Source organism: Pseudarthrobacter sp. 05T312 (genome assembly GCF_056396685.1).
Genome location: NZ_JBFTLY010000001.1, coordinates 253,629 through 268,689, shown reverse-complemented (window position 1 = coordinate 268,689; position 15,061 = coordinate 253,629). Strand labels below are relative to the sequence as shown.

General features: G+C 68.6%; 14 protein-coding genes and 1 pseudogene. 6 read left to right on the top strand and 9 right to left on the bottom strand.

The window, feature by feature from the left end:
* Nucleotides 1-13 precede the first annotated feature (13 nt).
* Nucleotides 14-1,603 (bottom strand): CYTH and CHAD domain-containing protein, encoded by a 1,590-nt coding sequence (locus AC1DIP_RS01360; protein ID WP_477732578.1) that lies wholly within the window; start codon nucleotides 1,601-1,603, stop codon nucleotides 14-16.
* A 135-nt stretch (nucleotides 1,604-1,738) separates the two neighbouring features.
* Here AC1DIP_RS01360 and AC1DIP_RS01355 point away from each other — a divergent pair, with 135 nt between their 5' ends.
* Complete coding sequence (locus AC1DIP_RS01355) at nucleotides 1,739-3,010, top strand: MFS transporter (RefSeq protein WP_477732577.1); 1,272 nt, start codon at nucleotides 1,739-1,741, stop codon at nucleotides 3,008-3,010.
* A 4-nt stretch (nucleotides 3,011-3,014) separates the two neighbouring features.
* Nucleotides 3,015-3,695, top strand: coding sequence for a FadR/GntR family transcriptional regulator (locus tag AC1DIP_RS01350; protein WP_477732576.1), 681 nt, complete (start codon nucleotides 3,015-3,017; stop codon nucleotides 3,693-3,695).
* Between the two features lie 69 nt (nucleotides 3,696-3,764).
* Here AC1DIP_RS01350 and AC1DIP_RS01345 read toward each other — a convergent pair whose 3' ends face one another.
* Entirely contained in the window at nucleotides 3,765-4,304 is a 540-nt protein-coding gene (locus AC1DIP_RS01345; RefSeq protein WP_477732575.1) for a hypothetical protein, read from the bottom strand.
* 151 nt (nucleotides 4,305-4,455) lie between these two features.
* Here AC1DIP_RS01345 and AC1DIP_RS01340 point away from each other — a divergent pair, with 151 nt between their 5' ends.
* Genes AC1DIP_RS01340 through AC1DIP_RS01330 form a run of 3 tightly spaced genes read left to right on the top strand, consistent with a single transcriptional unit; the run spans nucleotide 4,456 to nucleotide 6,826 of the window.
* On the top strand, nucleotides 4,456-4,746 hold the full coding sequence (locus tag AC1DIP_RS01340) for a hypothetical protein (protein WP_477732574.1): 291 nt from the start codon (nucleotides 4,456-4,458) through the stop codon (nucleotides 4,744-4,746).
* Between the two features lie 3 nt (nucleotides 4,747-4,749).
* Entirely contained in the window at nucleotides 4,750-5,577 is an 828-nt protein-coding gene (locus AC1DIP_RS01335) for a DUF1206 domain-containing protein (RefSeq protein ID WP_476206603.1), read from the top strand.
* 28 nt (nucleotides 5,578-5,605) lie between these two features.
* Entirely contained in the window at nucleotides 5,606-6,826 is a 1,221-nt protein-coding gene (locus AC1DIP_RS01330; RefSeq protein WP_477732573.1) for an SRPBCC family protein, read from the top strand.
* Between the two features lie 75 nt (nucleotides 6,827-6,901).
* Here AC1DIP_RS01330 and AC1DIP_RS01325 read toward each other — a convergent pair whose 3' ends face one another.
* The 7 genes and pseudogenes from AC1DIP_RS01325 to AC1DIP_RS01295 all read right to left on the bottom strand — a co-directional run bounded on the left by AC1DIP_RS01325 (nucleotide 6,902) and on the right by AC1DIP_RS01295 (nucleotide 14,542).
* Nucleotides 6,902-8,368 (bottom strand): FAD-dependent oxidoreductase, encoded by a 1,467-nt coding sequence (locus tag AC1DIP_RS01325; RefSeq protein ID WP_477732572.1) that lies wholly within the window; start codon nucleotides 8,366-8,368, stop codon nucleotides 6,902-6,904.
* Between the two features lie 87 nt (nucleotides 8,369-8,455).
* Complete coding sequence (gene cobA / locus AC1DIP_RS01320) at nucleotides 8,456-9,718, bottom strand: uroporphyrinogen-III C-methyltransferase (RefSeq protein WP_477732571.1); 1,263 nt, start codon at nucleotides 9,716-9,718, stop codon at nucleotides 8,456-8,458.
* A gap of 86 nt (nucleotides 9,719-9,804) precedes the next feature.
* Nucleotides 9,805-10,251 (bottom strand): SRPBCC family protein, encoded by a 447-nt coding sequence (locus AC1DIP_RS01315; protein WP_477732570.1) that lies wholly within the window; start codon nucleotides 10,249-10,251, stop codon nucleotides 9,805-9,807.
* 90 nt (nucleotides 10,252-10,341) lie between these two features.
* Nucleotides 10,342-11,376: an ABC transporter permease subunit gene (locus AC1DIP_RS01310; RefSeq protein ID WP_476206611.1), complete on the bottom strand. Its 1,035-nt coding sequence runs from the start codon at nucleotides 11,374-11,376 to the stop codon at nucleotides 10,342-10,344.
* Nucleotides 11,366-12,091: an ATP-binding cassette domain-containing protein gene (locus AC1DIP_RS01305; protein ID WP_476206613.1), complete on the bottom strand. Its 726-nt coding sequence runs from the start codon at nucleotides 12,089-12,091 to the stop codon at nucleotides 11,366-11,368. Before AC1DIP_RS01305 ends, AC1DIP_RS01310 begins: the two co-directional genes overlap by 11 nt.
* Nucleotides 12,092-12,118: 27 nt before the next feature.
* Entirely contained in the window at nucleotides 12,119-13,246 is a 1,128-nt protein-coding gene (locus AC1DIP_RS01300) for an ABC transporter substrate-binding protein (protein ID WP_477732938.1), read from the bottom strand.
* A gap of 130 nt (nucleotides 13,247-13,376) precedes the next feature.
* Nucleotides 13,377-14,542: pseudogene (locus AC1DIP_RS01295) on the bottom strand (RtcB family protein).
* 70 nt (nucleotides 14,543-14,612) lie between these two features.
* Here AC1DIP_RS01295 and AC1DIP_RS01290 point away from each other — a divergent pair.
* Entirely contained in the window at nucleotides 14,613-15,053 is a 441-nt protein-coding gene (locus AC1DIP_RS01290; RefSeq protein WP_477732569.1) for an SRPBCC family protein, read from the top strand.
* The last annotated feature ends 8 nt before the right edge of the window (nucleotides 15,054-15,061 follow it).

Below are 15,061 nucleotides of genomic sequence, written 5' to 3'. Positions count from 1 at the left end.
GGCCGGGACCGCGTCAGATGACGCCGCGGCCGAACAGGTCCCGCGATTTTTTCCAGGCCTTCCGGTACCCGGCCTGTGCCGCCGCCATCCGTTCCTCCTGCAGGCTGAGCAGCTCCGCGTAGATGCCCGCCGTCGCGGGTTCGCCGTACTCCGCCGCGATGGCGGCCAGCAGGTCGCGGGCCACTACGGCGTCCTGGTGTTGGCCCAGGACCTTCTGCTGCCGGTGGGCGGCCTTGGCCACCTTGCCCGCACGCTTGCCGTGCACCAGTGTTGCTGATTCAGCCACGTGGCGCAGCCGCTTCGCGTCCTTGCGCACCCGGTGGAGCGCCAGTTCCTGCTCCCTTCCGCGCCGTGCGCGCTTGGCCGCTTTGCGGGAGCGCTGCAGCCGCTTGGCGGCCTTGTCCACGGCCTTCGCGGCCGCCCGCCGGCCCGGCGCCACCGAGTCGGCGCGCACCGGCGGGTTGTCACGGAAATCCTCAAGCGTGTCCAGGAGCCGGAAGTAACGCTCCGTCCCCAGGGCTTCCTGCAGGAGGCGGTACGCGGCGTCGTAGTCCGCACCCGTGCGCTGTTCCACCCTCGACGTGGCCGCTTCCACGCCGCCAGCGGAGTGCAGTCTACCCAGCTGCCCGCGGAGCTGCGCCCGCAGGACCTCGGCGTCGCGTGGCTGGCCCAGGAGCTGGCCCAGCCACTTCAGTTCGGTCCGCAGCTTGCGCACCGGCGCTGCCCGGTAGAGCTTGGCATAGGCTGCCAGGACCGAGCGGATGCGGCGGGTGGCGGAGCGCATGTTGTGCACCGCCTCCGGTTCCTCCAGCCGGACGGCACCGTCGCCCGCAAGAATCGCGTCGACCTGCTGCGCCACGTAGACGGTGACGACGGCGGCCGCCGGGGCCCGCTTCCCGGCCAGCAGGGCGGGGGCACTTTGGCTGTCGGCGGCAGCGTCCCCTGCGGCGGCACGCTTTCCCGCCTTGGTACCAGGGCCCAGGGCACGCGCCAGCTTCGAAGCATGCCCGGCCGGCCTGGCGCCGGCAGCCGTGAGCAGTTCCCCGACGGGGCCAAAAAGGTCAGGCTTCCCATGGACCAGCTCCAGCTCCCACTCGCGCCACTCCTGCCGCGCAGCGCTGGCTCCGCCCGCCAGCCGTTCAGCGGTGACCTGGTCATCGGCGAGGTCGGCGAGGTGGACACCGTCGTCCCCATACAGGGGGTAGGTGGTGCGCCGGGTGTCCAGCCGCACGACGGGCACCGGAACGGCGCCCCTGAGGTACGCAAGAAGGTGGGTCAGCAGGGCGTCTGGGACGGCATCGGGCCGGCCGAGGGGTGCGTGCAGTTCCGTCCGCTGCTGGACGCCCTCCCCCGTTGCCTGGTCGCCACCCCCCGGCGGCAGCTTGAGGTGCCATCCGGCGTCCTTCCCGCCGGTGCGGCGCCGGAGCGTGATGCGGCGTGCGGCCAGGGCATGGTTGGGGGTGTCGAAGTAGACGGCCTCCAGCAGGTCGGTGTGCGGCGCGCCGGTCCGGGCAACCCCGGCGGCGTGCTCCAGGGCCGGCACCACGGCATCGGCGTCGACGTCGTACTTCTTCTCAATCTCTAGTCCCCGGGAAGCTTCCACAGCCGTCCTTCCGCACTGCCTGGCCCGCGCCAGGCCCTCCGACCATCCGTTGGCAGTCTATTCCAGCCGGGGCAGGACGGAGAGGTCGGCCACAAAAGGACAAACATCAAACGTCTAACCTTTAGGCTGGAGGGCATGCCAGGAATTCCCCCCGCGTCTCCGCCCGCAACAGCCCAGGCGCCCACGGTGCCGGCCACCCCGGCCACCGGCAGCGCGCCGCCCAAGCCGCGTTCCGCCGTCGTCTTCGGTGTCATTGCGCTGGTCCTGATCGGTCTGAACCTGCGCGCCGGCATCACCGGGGCCTCCGCGCTGCTGCACGATCTCCAGGCGGTGCTGGGCTATGGGGTGCTGGTGGCGTCCATCATTCCCTCGATACCCACCCTGTGTTTCGCCCTGGCCGGCGCCGCCACATCCTGGCTGACCGGCAGGCTTGGCGTGGAGAAGGCCATCCTGCTGTCCCTGGCACTGTTGGCCGGCGGGCTGCTGCTGCGCGGCATTCCCGCCACGGGCATGCTGGTGGCAGGGAGCGTGGTGGGAATGTCGGGCCTGGCCGTCTGCAACGTGGCCATGCCGTCCTTCATCCGCGAGCACTTCGCCACCAGGACGTCGCTGATGACCGCTGTCTACACGGTGACCATGACCACCGGCGGTACCCTGACCTCGGTGGCGGTGGTCCCGCTGGCCCATGCGCTGGGGTCGCCGTCCGCCGCCGTCGGAGCCGTGGGCATCGCTGCCGTCGCCGCCTTCGTGGGCTTCCTCCCGGTGGCACTGCACGCCCACCGCACGGCCGTCCGGACCACGGGCGGCCATGTGGCCCCCTGGCCACTGCTGCGCACCCGGAAGGGCCAGCTCCTCACTGCCATCTTCACCCTGCAGGCCCTGCTGGCCTACGCGCTCCTGAGCTGGTTCCCCTACATGCTCACCACCATGGGCCTGAGCGCCGCGGACAGCGGGCTGATGTTCGGCCTCATGCAGCTGGTTTCCGTCCCGGCGGGCATGGTGCTGATTGCCATCGGGGCCAGGCCGCGGATGCTGCGTCCGGCCTTCTACCTGGTGAGCATCATCATGGCGGCCGGGATCGCGGCGCTGTTGTCCCTTCCCGTAGCGTATGCGGCCGTCCCGGCGGTCCTGATCGGTTTTGGGCTGGGCATCTTCCCGCTGGTCATGGTGATGATCAGCCGGAGCGGAACCAGTACGGCCGAAACCACCGCCCTGTCCACCCTGGCCCAGTCCTCCGGCTACCTGCTGGCCACGGCCGGCCCGTTCGGCATGGGACTGCTGCACAGCGCCACCGGCGGCTGGTCCCTCCCGCTGGCGCTGCTGCTGGCCCTTGCCCTGGCCCAGATCGTGGTGTCCCACCTGATCACCGGCCCCGCGATGACCGGCAAGAACGCGCGAGGAAAGTAATCCCATGACACTGAGCCCTTCGGTCCGTCCGCCGCTGGCCGCCGAGGTCACGGCCAAACTGCGCGGGATGGTCCACACCGGCGAGTGGCCGCTGAACCAGCGCATTCCGCCCGAACCCGAGCTCATGGCCCGGCTGGGAGTTTCCCGCGGCACCCTCCGCGAAGCCGTCAAGGCCCTGGCCCACAGCGGAATGCTGGAAGTACGCCGCGGCGACGGCACCTACGTGCGCGCCACGAGCGAGATGTCCGGGGCCGCGCGCCGCATGTACCTGGACCATACCGAGCAGCACATCCTGGAGGTCCGGCTGGGCCTGGACACCCAGGCCGCCCGGCTGGCCGCCCGGAATGCCACGGACGACGACGTTGCCACCCTGCGCGCCCTCCTCGCCGCGCGGGACCAGGCCTGGACCGCGGGGGACTTCGAAGCCTGGGCGGACGCGGACTGGAGTTTCCATGAGGGCGTCGCCAGGGCCTCGGGCAATCCCCTGCTGCACGAGCTTTATGCAAGCTTCGGCACCGTGTTCCACCAGGACCTGCTGAAGCAGCAGGGCCGGCCGGGCTTCAACGGACTCCCGCGCGACGGCCACGAAACGCTGCTGGACGCCATCACGCAACGGGACCAGGACGCTGCCGTGGCCAGCGTGAACCGCAACCTCAACTCGTGCGCGGAGTGGCTGGCGGAGTAGCCGGACATGGGTGCGGCCCGGCACTGGGGTGCCGGGCCGCCGTCGTCCGCTGTGTGCTGACGGGTGGTGCTAGTCGCGGCGCAAACCCGCGAGGACATTCTTGGGGCGCTGCATCTCGCCGTGCTTGGCACCGAGGATGATCACCAGGGCAGCGAAGCCGGGGATGGCCCACTGCAGGGCCTTGAGCTGCTGCTGGGCCGACTTCAGCTCATCCGAGGCTGCACCGTGCGGTTCGGTGGCACCCTCAGCACCCTCACCGGCCAACTTCTCCACCTTTTTGCCCAGGATGCCCGAGTACAGGGTCACCGCAGCGCCCACCACGGTCACGGCCGTCTTGATGACGGTGTCGCGGGCCACGCCCTCCTGCTTGGCGATGCGGCCTTTGTTTTCCCAGGCAATGGCGAGGTCGGCCACCAGGTGGGAGGCGAAGGCTGCGGTCTGGAAGGGCGCCCACTTCATCCAGCCAGCACTGGACAGCCGGGTGCGCTCGGCCGGGTCCTTGGCCTGGGCTGCCGCCCCGTTGAGCCCGATGGCACCCATCAGGGAGCCACCAAACCATGCTGCCGCCGTCAGGTCGTGAACTGAACGGGCAATGAGATTTCCTGCCATGATGTGCATTCCTAACGTTGTGGACTGATGCAGCTGTGCTGCGGACTATACGCGCCGTGTTCCATCGAAGTGTGGTCCACTCATGGTAAGCACACTTACTAATATTACGAAAGCCCGCCCCGGACAGGACCAACCGCGTAATATCGTCGCCATGGGAAACACTGGGACATTGTTCGGCTGGGCCTTCGGGGACCCCGCCCGTGAGAGAGACGGCGGCTATGTGGACGGGCTGCAGCGGGAGGCGCTGGGGAACGCCCGGGAGACGGCGAAGGCCAAGGGTGTCGGCGTCGTTTCGGGTTCGGAGGTGTTCACCGTCCTGAGCGCGGACGATTCCCTGGTGGAACTGGACAATGCCCCCGGCCAGCTGGTGGTCCGCTGCACCGTGCACGTCGAAGGACCGGGAGCCGAGAAGCTGCGGGCCGAAGGGCCCATGAACGGCTGAGGCATGTCCGACGGCGAATCCACCCTCAGCCAGGCAGCGGACGCTGTCGAGGAGGCGTCCAACCACAAGGCCCTGGACGTCCTGGCCCGCACCGGGTTTGCCGTCATGGCACTGCTTCACGTCATCCTCGGCGCCATTGCCATCGCCATCGCGTTCGGCCATCCGGGCGATGCCGAACCCACCGGCGCCATCGCGCGGCTGGCGGACAACCCCTGGGGGCCACTGGTGATGTGGGCCTGCGTGGCCGCCTGCCTGGGCCTGGCCTTATGGCAGGCCAGCGAGGCAACCCTGCGGGCCAGGAGCCTGCCGCGCAAGCAACGGCTGGCCAAGCTTGTGTCCTCGGGATTCCTGGCCATCGCCTACGGCAGCGTGGGGTTGACCTTCGGCGGCTTCGCCCTGGGGCAGCGCAGCGACTCGGGCGACAACACGCGCGACCTCAGCGCCAGCCTGATGGGCACCCCTGCAGGGCCGTGGCTCCTCGTGGCGCTGGGCCTGACCATCCTGGGCATCGGCATCTACTTCATGGTCAAAGGCTTCCGGCGCGGCTTCAAGGAGGAACTGTTCCACTTTGAGGGCACCAGGCGCGGCAGGCTCATCGACAGCCTGGGCGTCACCGGCCACGTGGCCAAGGGGGTTGCGCTGGACCTCACCGGACTGCTGTTCATCATCGCCGCCGCCAAGCACCGGCCCGAGGAGTCCACCGGGCTGGACGGCAGCCTCAAGGCGCTGCAGGACCACCCGTTCGGCCCCACGCTGCTGGTGGCCATTGGTGCAGGTTTTATCGCCTATGGGATTTTCGCGCTGATCCGTGCCCGCTTTGGCCGCATGTAGTGCCGGGGTTTGTGGGTAGGAAGGAAGTATGACCCAGCAGCTGCGCGTCGTTTCAGCCGCCACCGATAGTGCCGGCCAGGCTTTCGCTGCCGTCTTCCGGCTCCTGAAGCTGGCCAGGCCAGGCCGGCCCATCCATCCCGAGGGACTGGGGCTGTCCGGAACTGTGGCCAGGACCGGCAACCCGGGCGGCCCCAGCGGTATCGGCTGGCTGGACTCGCCGGGCACCGACCAGGTGGTGGCCCGCTTTTCCCGGTCCGTGGGGCTGCCGCAGCGCCTGCCGGACATCCTGGGCCTGGCCCTCCGGGTTTCTGCGTCCGGCGATGCTGCTGCCGGCCCTGCTGATGTCCTGTTTGCCTCCACCGGCTGGGGGCTGCCGGGCCGGTTCATCCTGATGCCACGGCTGGATGTGGCAGGAGCCGCAATGACCACGCTGATGCCCTACCGCGGAAGCCTGGGCCCCGTTCTGCTGGGCCTGCGGACGCGGAGCCTCCCACCGGGTTCGCTTGCGTCAGGGGAATGGGTGCTGGGGCTACACTGGACCACGCCGGGCGGCCGCTGGCGGGAATGCGGTGAGGTGCGGCTGCAGGCCGGTGCCACTCCCACGGATATCCCCCTGCGCTTCGATCCCCTGGAGCACCAGCCGCCGGGCGCGCAGGCCTACGGATGGACCCGGCGTCTGCGGAAGCCGTCCTACCGGGCCGCACGCCGGCCCGCACCTCCCGCCGTCGGACGCCCCACCGAACCTGGACATCCCGCGGTACCCTCCGCGGGACACCGGGGAAGCACCACCGCAACCGGAAGGAACCCCATGTCCACCGTCTCGCAGCTGTTCAAGTCCCCCGCCGCCGACGTCTGGCGCGTCATCGCCGACGGCTGGCTGTACTCGGGCTGGGTGGTGGGCGCCTCCCGGATCAGGGATGTGGACGCCGAATGGCCCCGGGTGGGGGCCAACCTCCATCACTCGGTGGGTGCCTGGCCGCTGGTGATCGACGACAGCTCCCGCGTGACCGCCGTTGAGCCCGGCCGCTCGCTGGAACTCGTGGCGCGTGGCTGGCCCATGGGCGAGGCCAAAGTGGAAATCACCCTGGAGGACCGGGGCGCCCAATGCCTGGTGACCATTGCCGAAGATGCCATCCACGGGCCCGGCAAGCTGATGCCCAAGGCCCTGCGCGATCCCATCATCTCGGCCAGGAACCGGGAAACCCTGCGACGGCTGGAGCTCATGGCCATCGGCGGCGCGGGTAAATAGCCCGGCCGGGTTAAGCCGACTTTTAAACGCAGGAACCGCGGGACCCCCAGGCCCCGCGGTTCCTGTGCCCAGGTCCTAGACCTGCGCGGCGACACCGTCACGGGAGATGGAAACCATGTCCTCGCGCGGCACCACCTTGACGCGCTCACGCTTGACCTCGACGCCGTGCGAGCCGCCGGCCTCGGTGGCTGCGGCGCCGAGGGCCAGCTCGTGGGCATCCAGTGCCAGCCAGCCTTCCCAGCTGGTGAACTTCACGCCGCGGGCGTCGAGGAGTTCGGTAACAGCGTCCTCTGCGGGTGCCTCGGCGACCGGAAGGTTTGCGCGGTCTTCCAGCAGGTAGGTGACGGTCTCCAGGGCGTCGCCCTTGGTGTGGCCGATCAAGCCCACCGGTCCGCGCTTGATCCAGCCGGTGGCGTAGAGGCCCGGCACATGCTGGCCGGTCGCATCCAGGACGCGGCCGCCGTCGTTCGTGACCACGCCCTTCTTGTGGTCGAACTCAACGTCCGGCAGCGCGGAACCGAAGTAGCCGATGGCGCGGTACACGGCCTGGACCGGGTAGTCCACGTATTCGCCGGTGCCGCGGGCGTTGCCGGTGCCGTCCAGCTCGGTGCGCTCGAACTTGATGCCCGCCACCTTGCCGGGGGTTTCGGCGTCGTCGTAGATCTCCACCGGGCTGTGCAGGAAGTGCAGGTGCAGGCGGCGGGAGGCCTTGAGCTCGGAGAGGTCCTCGGGCTGCTCGGCGATCCAGTTGGTGAGGGTGCCCACCATGGTCTTGGTCTGGTTGTTCGTCTGGATCTGGCGGTCAGATTCCTCGTCGAACTCGAAGTCCTCCGGGTACAGGATGATGTCCACGTCCTTGGAGTGGGACAGCTCGCGCAACTCCAGCGGGGTGAACTTGACCTGGGCGGGACCGCGGCGGCCGAAGACGTGCACGTCGGTGACGGGCGAGGCCTTCAGGCCGGCGTAGACGTTGTCCGGGATCTCGGTGACCAGCAGGTCATCGGCGTGCTTGGACAGGACGCGGGCCACGTCCAGGGCCACGTTGCCGTTGCCGATCACGGCGATTTCCTTGGCCTCCAGCGGCCATTCACGCGGCACGTCCGGGTGGCCGTCGTACCAGGAGACGAAATCGGCGCCGCCGAACGAGCCCTCCAGCTCGACGCCGGGGATGTTCAGGTCCGCGTCCTTGATGGCGCCGGTGGCGAAGATGACGGCGTCGTAGTGCTTGCGGAGGTCCTCGATGGTGAGGTCCGTGCCGTAGTCGACGTTGCCGAAGAAGCGGATGTCGCCGCGGTCCAGCACCTTGTGCAGGGCCTTCACGATGCCCTTGATGCGGGGGTGGTCCGGGGCCACGCCGTAGCGGATCAGCCCGTAGGGTGCCGGGTAGCGGTCAAAGAGGTCAATGCTGACGGTCAGCTCGCCGCTCTTGACGGCTTCGCTCTTGGTGAGGATGTCAGCGGCGTAGACGCCGGCCGGGCCGGAGCCCACGACGGCGACGCGCAGGGGACGCGCAGCAGATCCTACGGTAGTGCTGGATGACACGGCTGTGTTCCTTTTCTTCTGCATCGATTGCTGGGTAACTGCCGTTTTGAAGGCTCATAACGGCGGTTACGGAGCAATCGATGGGTTTCAGGTGGTGAGGACGGTCTTGCGGGGGCTGTTCGGGGTGGTGGTGCTGTAGTCAGCGGTTTTGAAGTGCGACGGCGCGAACGGGCTCACGCGCACCACGTCACCGATGACAATCACGGCAGGATTTGCGACGCCGGCCGCCTGGGCCTGGTCGGCGATGGAACCGAGCGTGCCGATGGTGACACGCTGGTCCGGCAAATAGCCGTTTTCCACGATACCAACAGGGGTGTCTGCAGGGAGTCCGGCTTCGCCCAGCGCAGACGCGGATTCGCGGAGCTGGCCTACGCCCATGAGCAGGATGATGGTGTGGTCGGCGCGGGCCGGGACCTCGGAAAGTTCCTCGTGGCCGGTGACCACGCTGAAGCCCTTGGCCAGGCCGCGGTGCGTGACGGGGATGCCTGCGGCTGCGGGGACGGAGATGGCGGACGTAACGCCGGAGACCACCTCGACCTCGACGCCGTGCTGGCGGCAGTATTCGGCTTCCTCGCCGCCGCGTCCCAGGACGTACGGGTCGCCGCCCTTGAGCCGGACCACGCGGTGGCCCTTGAGCGCTTCCTCGACGAGGATCCGGTTGATCTCTGCCTGCGGTACGGGGTGGTGGCCGGGGGTCTTGCCCACTTCGATGACGCGGACGTCCGGGGCGAGTTCGTTCAGCAGTTCGCGGGGGCCGAGTCGGTCGGCGACGACGACGTCAGCCTGGCCCAGGAGCCGGCGGCCGCGGACGGTGATGAGCCCGGTGTCGCCGGGGCCGCCGCCGACGAGGGCAACGGAGCCTCGGTGGGCGCGGCGGCGGCGGAGCGGAAGGTCCCCGGTTTCGAGGGCGGTGGCGACGGCGTCGCGGACGGCCATGGCGCGGCGCGGGTCTCCCCCGGCGTTCACGGCGATCTTGACGTCATCCACCACGGCGACGGCTGGGGTCCAGGCGGCAGAAGCTTCATGGTTGGAGGCGTTGACGCACCAGACCCGCTGCGCCTCGGCGTCGGCCGATACCTGGGCGTCCACTTCCGGAACGCCCGTGGTGGTCTGGATGAACCAGACGCCGTCCACGTCGCTGGAGCGGTAGGGCCGTGCTTCCCAGGTAACCAGGCCGGCGTCGGCCATCTCCTGCAGCGAGGGCGAGGCAACCGGGGCCACGACGGTGACCAGGGCGCCGGCGTCGAGCAGCCCCTTGGCGCGGCGGGCAGCAACGGGGCCGCCGCCCACCACCAGCACGGGGCGGCCGAGGAGCCGCAGCGCCGTGGGGTAAATGTCCTGAATTGCCATGGATCAACGGTAGGGCGGCGTCACATTGGCCTACAAAGGGTCAGCAACACCAGTTCACGTAAGGTAACGCTGCGTCACAAAGGATTTCAGGCGCGGCCGGCAAGGAAGTTGCCCCGGTTGGTGATCAGCCGTTCCAGGTACCGGGCCAGGATGACGCGCTCGACGACGCCGCCCAGGACTCCCAGCGGGGCGGTGAACTCCACCCGGTCCGTCATGATGCTGCCCCCGGCTGTGGGTACGAACTCATGGACGTGCCGGAACGACCTGAACGGCCCCTTGACCTGTTCGTCGGTGAAGCTGCGGGGGAAGTCCAGGTAGGTGACCCGGCTGGTCATGGTGAGGGGAATGCCGAAGTGCTTGGCCCGCCATGTGACTTCCTGGCCTGCTCCGATCAGCCCTTTGGTGACACCCCCGACCGCCCGCTCCCCCGAGTCCTTCTGCGAGTCCAGGTGCAGGTCGATGCTGCGGGCCCGGTCAAAGAGCTGCGCCACCGGAAGCCGGGACTCGGTGCGGCACACGAAGCTGACGGTCATGGCGCCAGTCTGCCATGCGCCAGGGAACGGCAGAGCCCGACGGCGGGAGGTCGCCGTCGGGCCCTAAGCGTGCGTTGGGAGGGGTTTGGGTCAGCGGGTGCTGCCGGCCAGGAGGCCCCGGCGCCGCAGGAGGCGTTTCTCGATGGGCCCGAAGACCAGCAGCTCGATGAGGATGCCGACGCCGAGGATCAGCAGGATGGCAGCCATCACGATGGTCATGTCGGACAGGTCGCGGCCCTGGTCCAGCAGGGACCCCAGGCCAAAGCCGATGGTGCCGCCCACCGCGATGATTTCCGCCGCCATGAGCGAGCGCCAGGAGAAGGCCCAGCCCTGCTTGAGGCCGCTGAGGTAGCCGGGCAGTGCGGCGGGAAGGATCACCTGCAGTGCCATCTGCAGCCGGGACGCGCCCAGGACGGTCCCCACGCGCCGGTACTGCGGCGGGATCTGGTCCACGCCGGAGATGAGGCCGTTGATGATGGAGGGGATGGCGCCCATGAACACCACGAAATACACGGTGGCGTCCGTGAGGCCGAACCAGATGATGGCCGCGGGAACCCACGCCACGGACGGCAGCACCTGCAGGCCGGAGATCAACGGGCCGAACGCGCGTCGAAGCGGCGCAACCTGGGCCAGCAGCAGACCGACGGGAGTGGCAATGGCCACCGAGATCAGGAAACCCACCACACCGCGCTGCAGCGAGGTCCAGATCGCCTCCTGGAACTTGCCGTCGCCCCACAGGACGCCCATTTGCGCCACCACATCAAGCGGACCCGGAACCAGGTCCCGCCGCTTCACGCCGAGCGAGACGTAAAACTGCCAGACGAGCACCAGGACCACCAGCGCCGCCACCGGCAGGAGGATGCGGCTCCAATCGATCCGGTGCTTCCGGTCGGCGTCGGACTGCAGCGAGTCCAGGCCGGACTCAAGCTCCCGGAGGTCCTCATGGCCACTCGAAGTCCGCGTCAAAGCGGCATGGACGTGGGCCGCAGGCGCAGCGCCGGATGCCGCCCAGGGAGTGGCATCGGGCCTTTCGGAGCCGGACGCTTCGTCCGAAGGACGAAAGCCGTCCGGCGAAGGGGCGGGGGCGGCATCCGGCGCGGAGCCAGACAGGAACTTACTTGGCATGGCGGCGAATCTCCTCCCGCAGCCGGGCGGTGATGACCCCGGTCAGCTGGCCGGCGAGCCCGGCGTCGGTTCGGTGTTCCTCGGTGACGTTCCATTCCTGGACCACGCGGCCGGGGCGGGAGGACAGCAGCAGGACGCGCTGGCCCAGCCGGACGGCTTCGCGGACGTTGTGGGTGACGAAGACGATGGTGCGCCCGGTTTCCTTCCAGATGCGTTCCAGCTCGTCGTGCAGCAGGTCGCGGGTGATGGCGTCGAGGGCGGCAAAGGGCTCATCCATGAGCAGCAGCTGCCGGTCCTGGGCCAGGGAGCGGCCCAGGGACACGCGCTGCCGCATGCCGCCGGACAGTTCGTGCGGGCGCTTGTCCCCCGCGGATCCCAGGTGCACCAGTTCGAGGAGTTCCTGGGCCTTGGCGCGGCGTTCGGCCTTGCCCACGCCACGCAGCTTCAGGGCCAGCTCGATGTTCTCCCGCGCTGTGAGCCACGGGAACAGTGCGGCGTCCTGGAACATGAAGGCGGCGCCGTCGCTGGGCACTTCCAGGGCGCCCGACGTCGGCGCTTCCAGTCCCGCGATGATGTTCAGGAGGGTGGATTTGCCGCAGCCGGAGGCACCAAGGAGGGCAACGAACTCGCCCTGCTTGATGTTGGCGTTGACGTCGTCCAGTACCGGGGCGCCGTCGCCGAAGCGCTTGCCCAGGTGTTCCAGTACGACTGGCATGGTGGCGTCCTTTGGTAGTGGTGGGTGTCAGTCCTGGCCGAGGCCGGCTGCCGAAATCCTGCCGGCGCCGGTGACCTGGTTAAGCGCGGTGAGGTCGAAAAGGCCGTTGATGTCGGCCTTCTTGGTGGTGCCGGCGTCCACCCCGTCCTGCAGCAGTTTGGGGTAGCTGCCGGCCAGCGGGTCGAGGGTGAAGGTGATGTTGGCGAGGGAACGGTTCAGCACATCAGCCGGCAGTGCGGCCCCGGCGGATTCCTGCAGGGCCTCGTTGATCAGTGCGGCCTTCTCGTCGGCGGGTGCGGAGTTGAGCCATGCCACCGACTTGGCGTGCCCGGCCAGCAGCGCCTTGACGGTGTCCGGGTGGTCGGCGGCGAACTTCTGGTTCACGATCAGGACGGTGGTGGGGAACTCCCCGGGTTTGCCGGTGGCTGAGCCGTCCCACAGGTCTTTTTCGTCAACCAGCACCTTGGCTCCGGCCTGGAGCACCAAACGCGACGCCCACGGCTCAGGCAGCCACGCGCCGTCGAGCTGTCCGTCCTGGAAGAGCTTGAGCGTCTGGGCGTTGTCCGTGGGGTTGATGGCGACGTCGCCGCTGCCGTCCACGCTGGTCTTGTAGCCCTGCTTGGTGAGCCAGGCGCGCAGGGCGACGTCCTGGGTCCCGCCCAGCTGCGGCGTTGCCAGGGTCTTGCCCCGCAGGTCCGCGGCGGAGGTGATGCCGGGCTTGACCACCAGCTGTGCTCCGCCTGCCGCGGCTCCCGCGATCACGCGCACGGACTGGCCCTGGCTCTTGGCGAAGGAGTTGATGGCGGGGTTCGGGCCGATGTAGGCCGCGTCGATGGCCCCGGCGTTGAGGGCTTCGATGGCTGCCGGTCCGGCGTTGAAGGTCTCGGTGCTGAGCTTAGTGCCGCCCAGGGCCTCCGCGAGGAACCCTTTTTTGACCCCGACGAGGGCGGGGGCGTGCGTGACGTTGCCGAAGTAGCCCAGTTTCAACTCTGCGGCGGGGGTGGGCTCGGCGGCCTGCGCCTCGGTGTTGCGGGAGATGTTGGAGGCAACGATGGCCCCGACGGCGATCAGCAGCACCAGCCCGATGGCCAGGGCAGCCTCGACGGCGCGCCTGCGCGTGGGGACCGCGCTCTCGCCTGCCACGATGCGGGTCATCCCGGGCTTGGAACTAGTCATTGTTTCACCATAGGGAGCGGCCCCAACCCGTTCAACGAAGCGGAAACGGGGGGTCACGCACGTTCATCCAGCGTCATATTCCGCCGCACAGCTGCCCGGTTTCGCGGATTCAGTTGCCTTTGACGTTGACCAACTGCCGCAGCTTGTGCCGCACCGTCACCAGGTCCGCGGCGTCCTGCATGACCTGGTCGATCGGCTTGTACGCAGCCGGGATCTCATCGATGAAGGCTTCGGACGCCCGGAACTCGATGCCCCGCATGGCCCGCTTCAGTTCCTCCAGGGTGAAGGTCCTGCGGGCTGCATGGCGCGAGTATTCACGCCCGGCCCGTGCGGGGAGGAGTTCAGCGACGCCGGGTTGCCGCGGCCTTCCACAACATACGACGCCGTCCCCATGGACCCGGGGATCAGTCCGGGATCGCCGCGGCCGGCTTTGATGGCACCCTTGCGGGACACCCAGACGGGCTTGCCGTAGTGCGTTTCCTGCTCCGTGAAGTTGTGGTGGCAGTTGATCCGTTCGCGTTCCCGGACCGGCCCTCCCACCCAGCGGCTGAACTGGGCAGCCACCCGGTCCATCATTTCCTCCCGGTTCAGCAGGGCGAAGTGCTGGGCCCACCGCAGCTCGGCAATGTACCGCTCGAACTGGGGTGTCCCTTCGTCCAGGTAGGCGAGGTCCGGGTCCGGCAGGTGGACCTGATGCTTCCGGCTGACCTGCCGGGCCACCTGGATGTGGTGCTGGGCGATCCTGTTGCCGATGCCCCGCGAGCCCGAATGCAGGAAGAGCCACACGCCGTCGTCCTCATCCGCGGAGATTTCGATGAAATGGTTTCCGGAGCCCAGGGACCCCAGCTGCAGTTCCCACTGGGCGACGTATTGGGCCGGGTTGAAGCCTGCCGCCGCGGCCCGCTGCTTCAGCTCGGCGATCCTCGGCCCGGCAGTGGGCAGCACCTGCTTGTTGTTGTGCCCTGCGGAGAGCGGGATGACCCGTTCGATGTTTTCGCGGAGGCTCTTCCGGTCCTTCGGCAGTTCCCGCACGGAGTACTGGGTGCGCACCGCAATCATGCCGCAGCCGATGTCAACGCCCACCGCCGCAGGGATGATGGTTCGCAGGGTGGGGATGACTGAGCCGACGGTGGCACCCTTGCCCAGGTGCGCGTCCGGCATCAGCGCCAGGTGCGGGTAGATGAAGGGCAGGCTTGCGGTCATGACGGCCTGCTCGCGGGTCTTGTCGTCCAGGATGGACGCCCAGTTGAGCAGTTTCGGGCTGATGGTCTCCATGTCCGCCTCCCAGGCACCACCGCTAACGTGGTTGCAGGCTATTCCCGCACTCTACAGAGGAGACGCAACCATGGTGGACGTCCTGACCGAGATTGTCATCAAAAGGCCGCGCCCCGAAGTGGCGGAGTATGCTGCCAACCCGGACAACGCGCCGAAGTGGTACGTGAACATCCACAGCTCGCAGCGGCTCAGCCCGGGACCGCTTGATAGAGGGTCCAAAGTAGCCTTCACCGCGAAGTTCCTGGGCCGGGAGCTCAAGTACACGTACGAGTTCGTTGAGTACGTCCCCGGCGAAAAGCTGGTGATGAGCACGGCCCAGGGCCCCTTTCCCATGCAGACCACCTACACCTGGACGGACGACGGCGGCGGCACGCGGATGTCGCTGCGCAACAGCGGGAGCCCCTCGGGTTTCTCCCGGCTGGCGGGGCTGGTCATGGAGCCTATGATCCGGCGCGAAACCCGGAAAGACCTGCAGAAGCTCAAGTCGATCCTCGAGGAGCGCTCCGCGTAACCGGCCGA

What these genes read in the sequence shown, in the direction of transcription:
- AC1DIP_RS01355 (WP_477732577.1), top strand. Translation starts at nt 1,739, where the DNA reads ATGCCAGGAATTCCCCCCGCGTCTCCGCCCGCAACAGCCCAGGCGCCC.
- AC1DIP_RS01350 (WP_477732576.1), top strand. Translation starts at nt 3,015, where the DNA reads ATGACACTGAGCCCTTCGGTCCGTCCGCCGCTGGCCGCCGAGGTCACG.
- AC1DIP_RS01345 (WP_477732575.1), bottom strand. Translation starts at nt 4,304, where the DNA reads ATGGCAGGAAATCTCATTGCCCGTTCAGTTCACGACCTGACGGCGGCA.
- AC1DIP_RS01340 (WP_477732574.1), top strand. Translation starts at nt 4,456, where the DNA reads ATGGGAAACACTGGGACATTGTTCGGCTGGGCCTTCGGGGACCCCGCC.
- AC1DIP_RS01335 (WP_476206603.1), top strand. Translation starts at nt 4,750, where the DNA reads ATGTCCGACGGCGAATCCACCCTCAGCCAGGCAGCGGACGCTGTCGAG.
- AC1DIP_RS01330 (WP_477732573.1), top strand. Translation starts at nt 5,606, where the DNA reads ATGACCCAGCAGCTGCGCGTCGTTTCAGCCGCCACCGATAGTGCCGGC.
- cobA (WP_477732571.1), bottom strand. Translation starts at nt 9,718, where the DNA reads ATGGCAATTCAGGACATTTACCCCACGGCGCTGCGGCTCCTCGGCCGC.
- AC1DIP_RS01315 (WP_477732570.1), bottom strand. Translation starts at nt 10,251, where the DNA reads ATGACCGTCAGCTTCGTGTGCCGCACCGAGTCCCGGCTTCCGGTGGCG.
- AC1DIP_RS01310 (WP_476206611.1), bottom strand. Translation starts at nt 11,376, where the DNA reads ATGCCAAGTAAGTTCCTGTCTGGCTCCGCGCCGGATGCCGCCCCCGCC.
- AC1DIP_RS01305 (WP_476206613.1), bottom strand. Translation starts at nt 12,091, where the DNA reads ATGCCAGTCGTACTGGAACACCTGGGCAAGCGCTTCGGCGACGGCGCC.
- AC1DIP_RS01300 (WP_477732938.1), bottom strand. Translation starts at nt 13,246, where the DNA reads ATGACCCGCATCGTGGCAGGCGAGAGCGCGGTCCCCACGCGCAGGCGC.
- AC1DIP_RS01290 (WP_477732569.1), top strand. Translation starts at nt 14,613, where the DNA reads ATGGTGGACGTCCTGACCGAGATTGTCATCAAAAGGCCGCGCCCCGAA.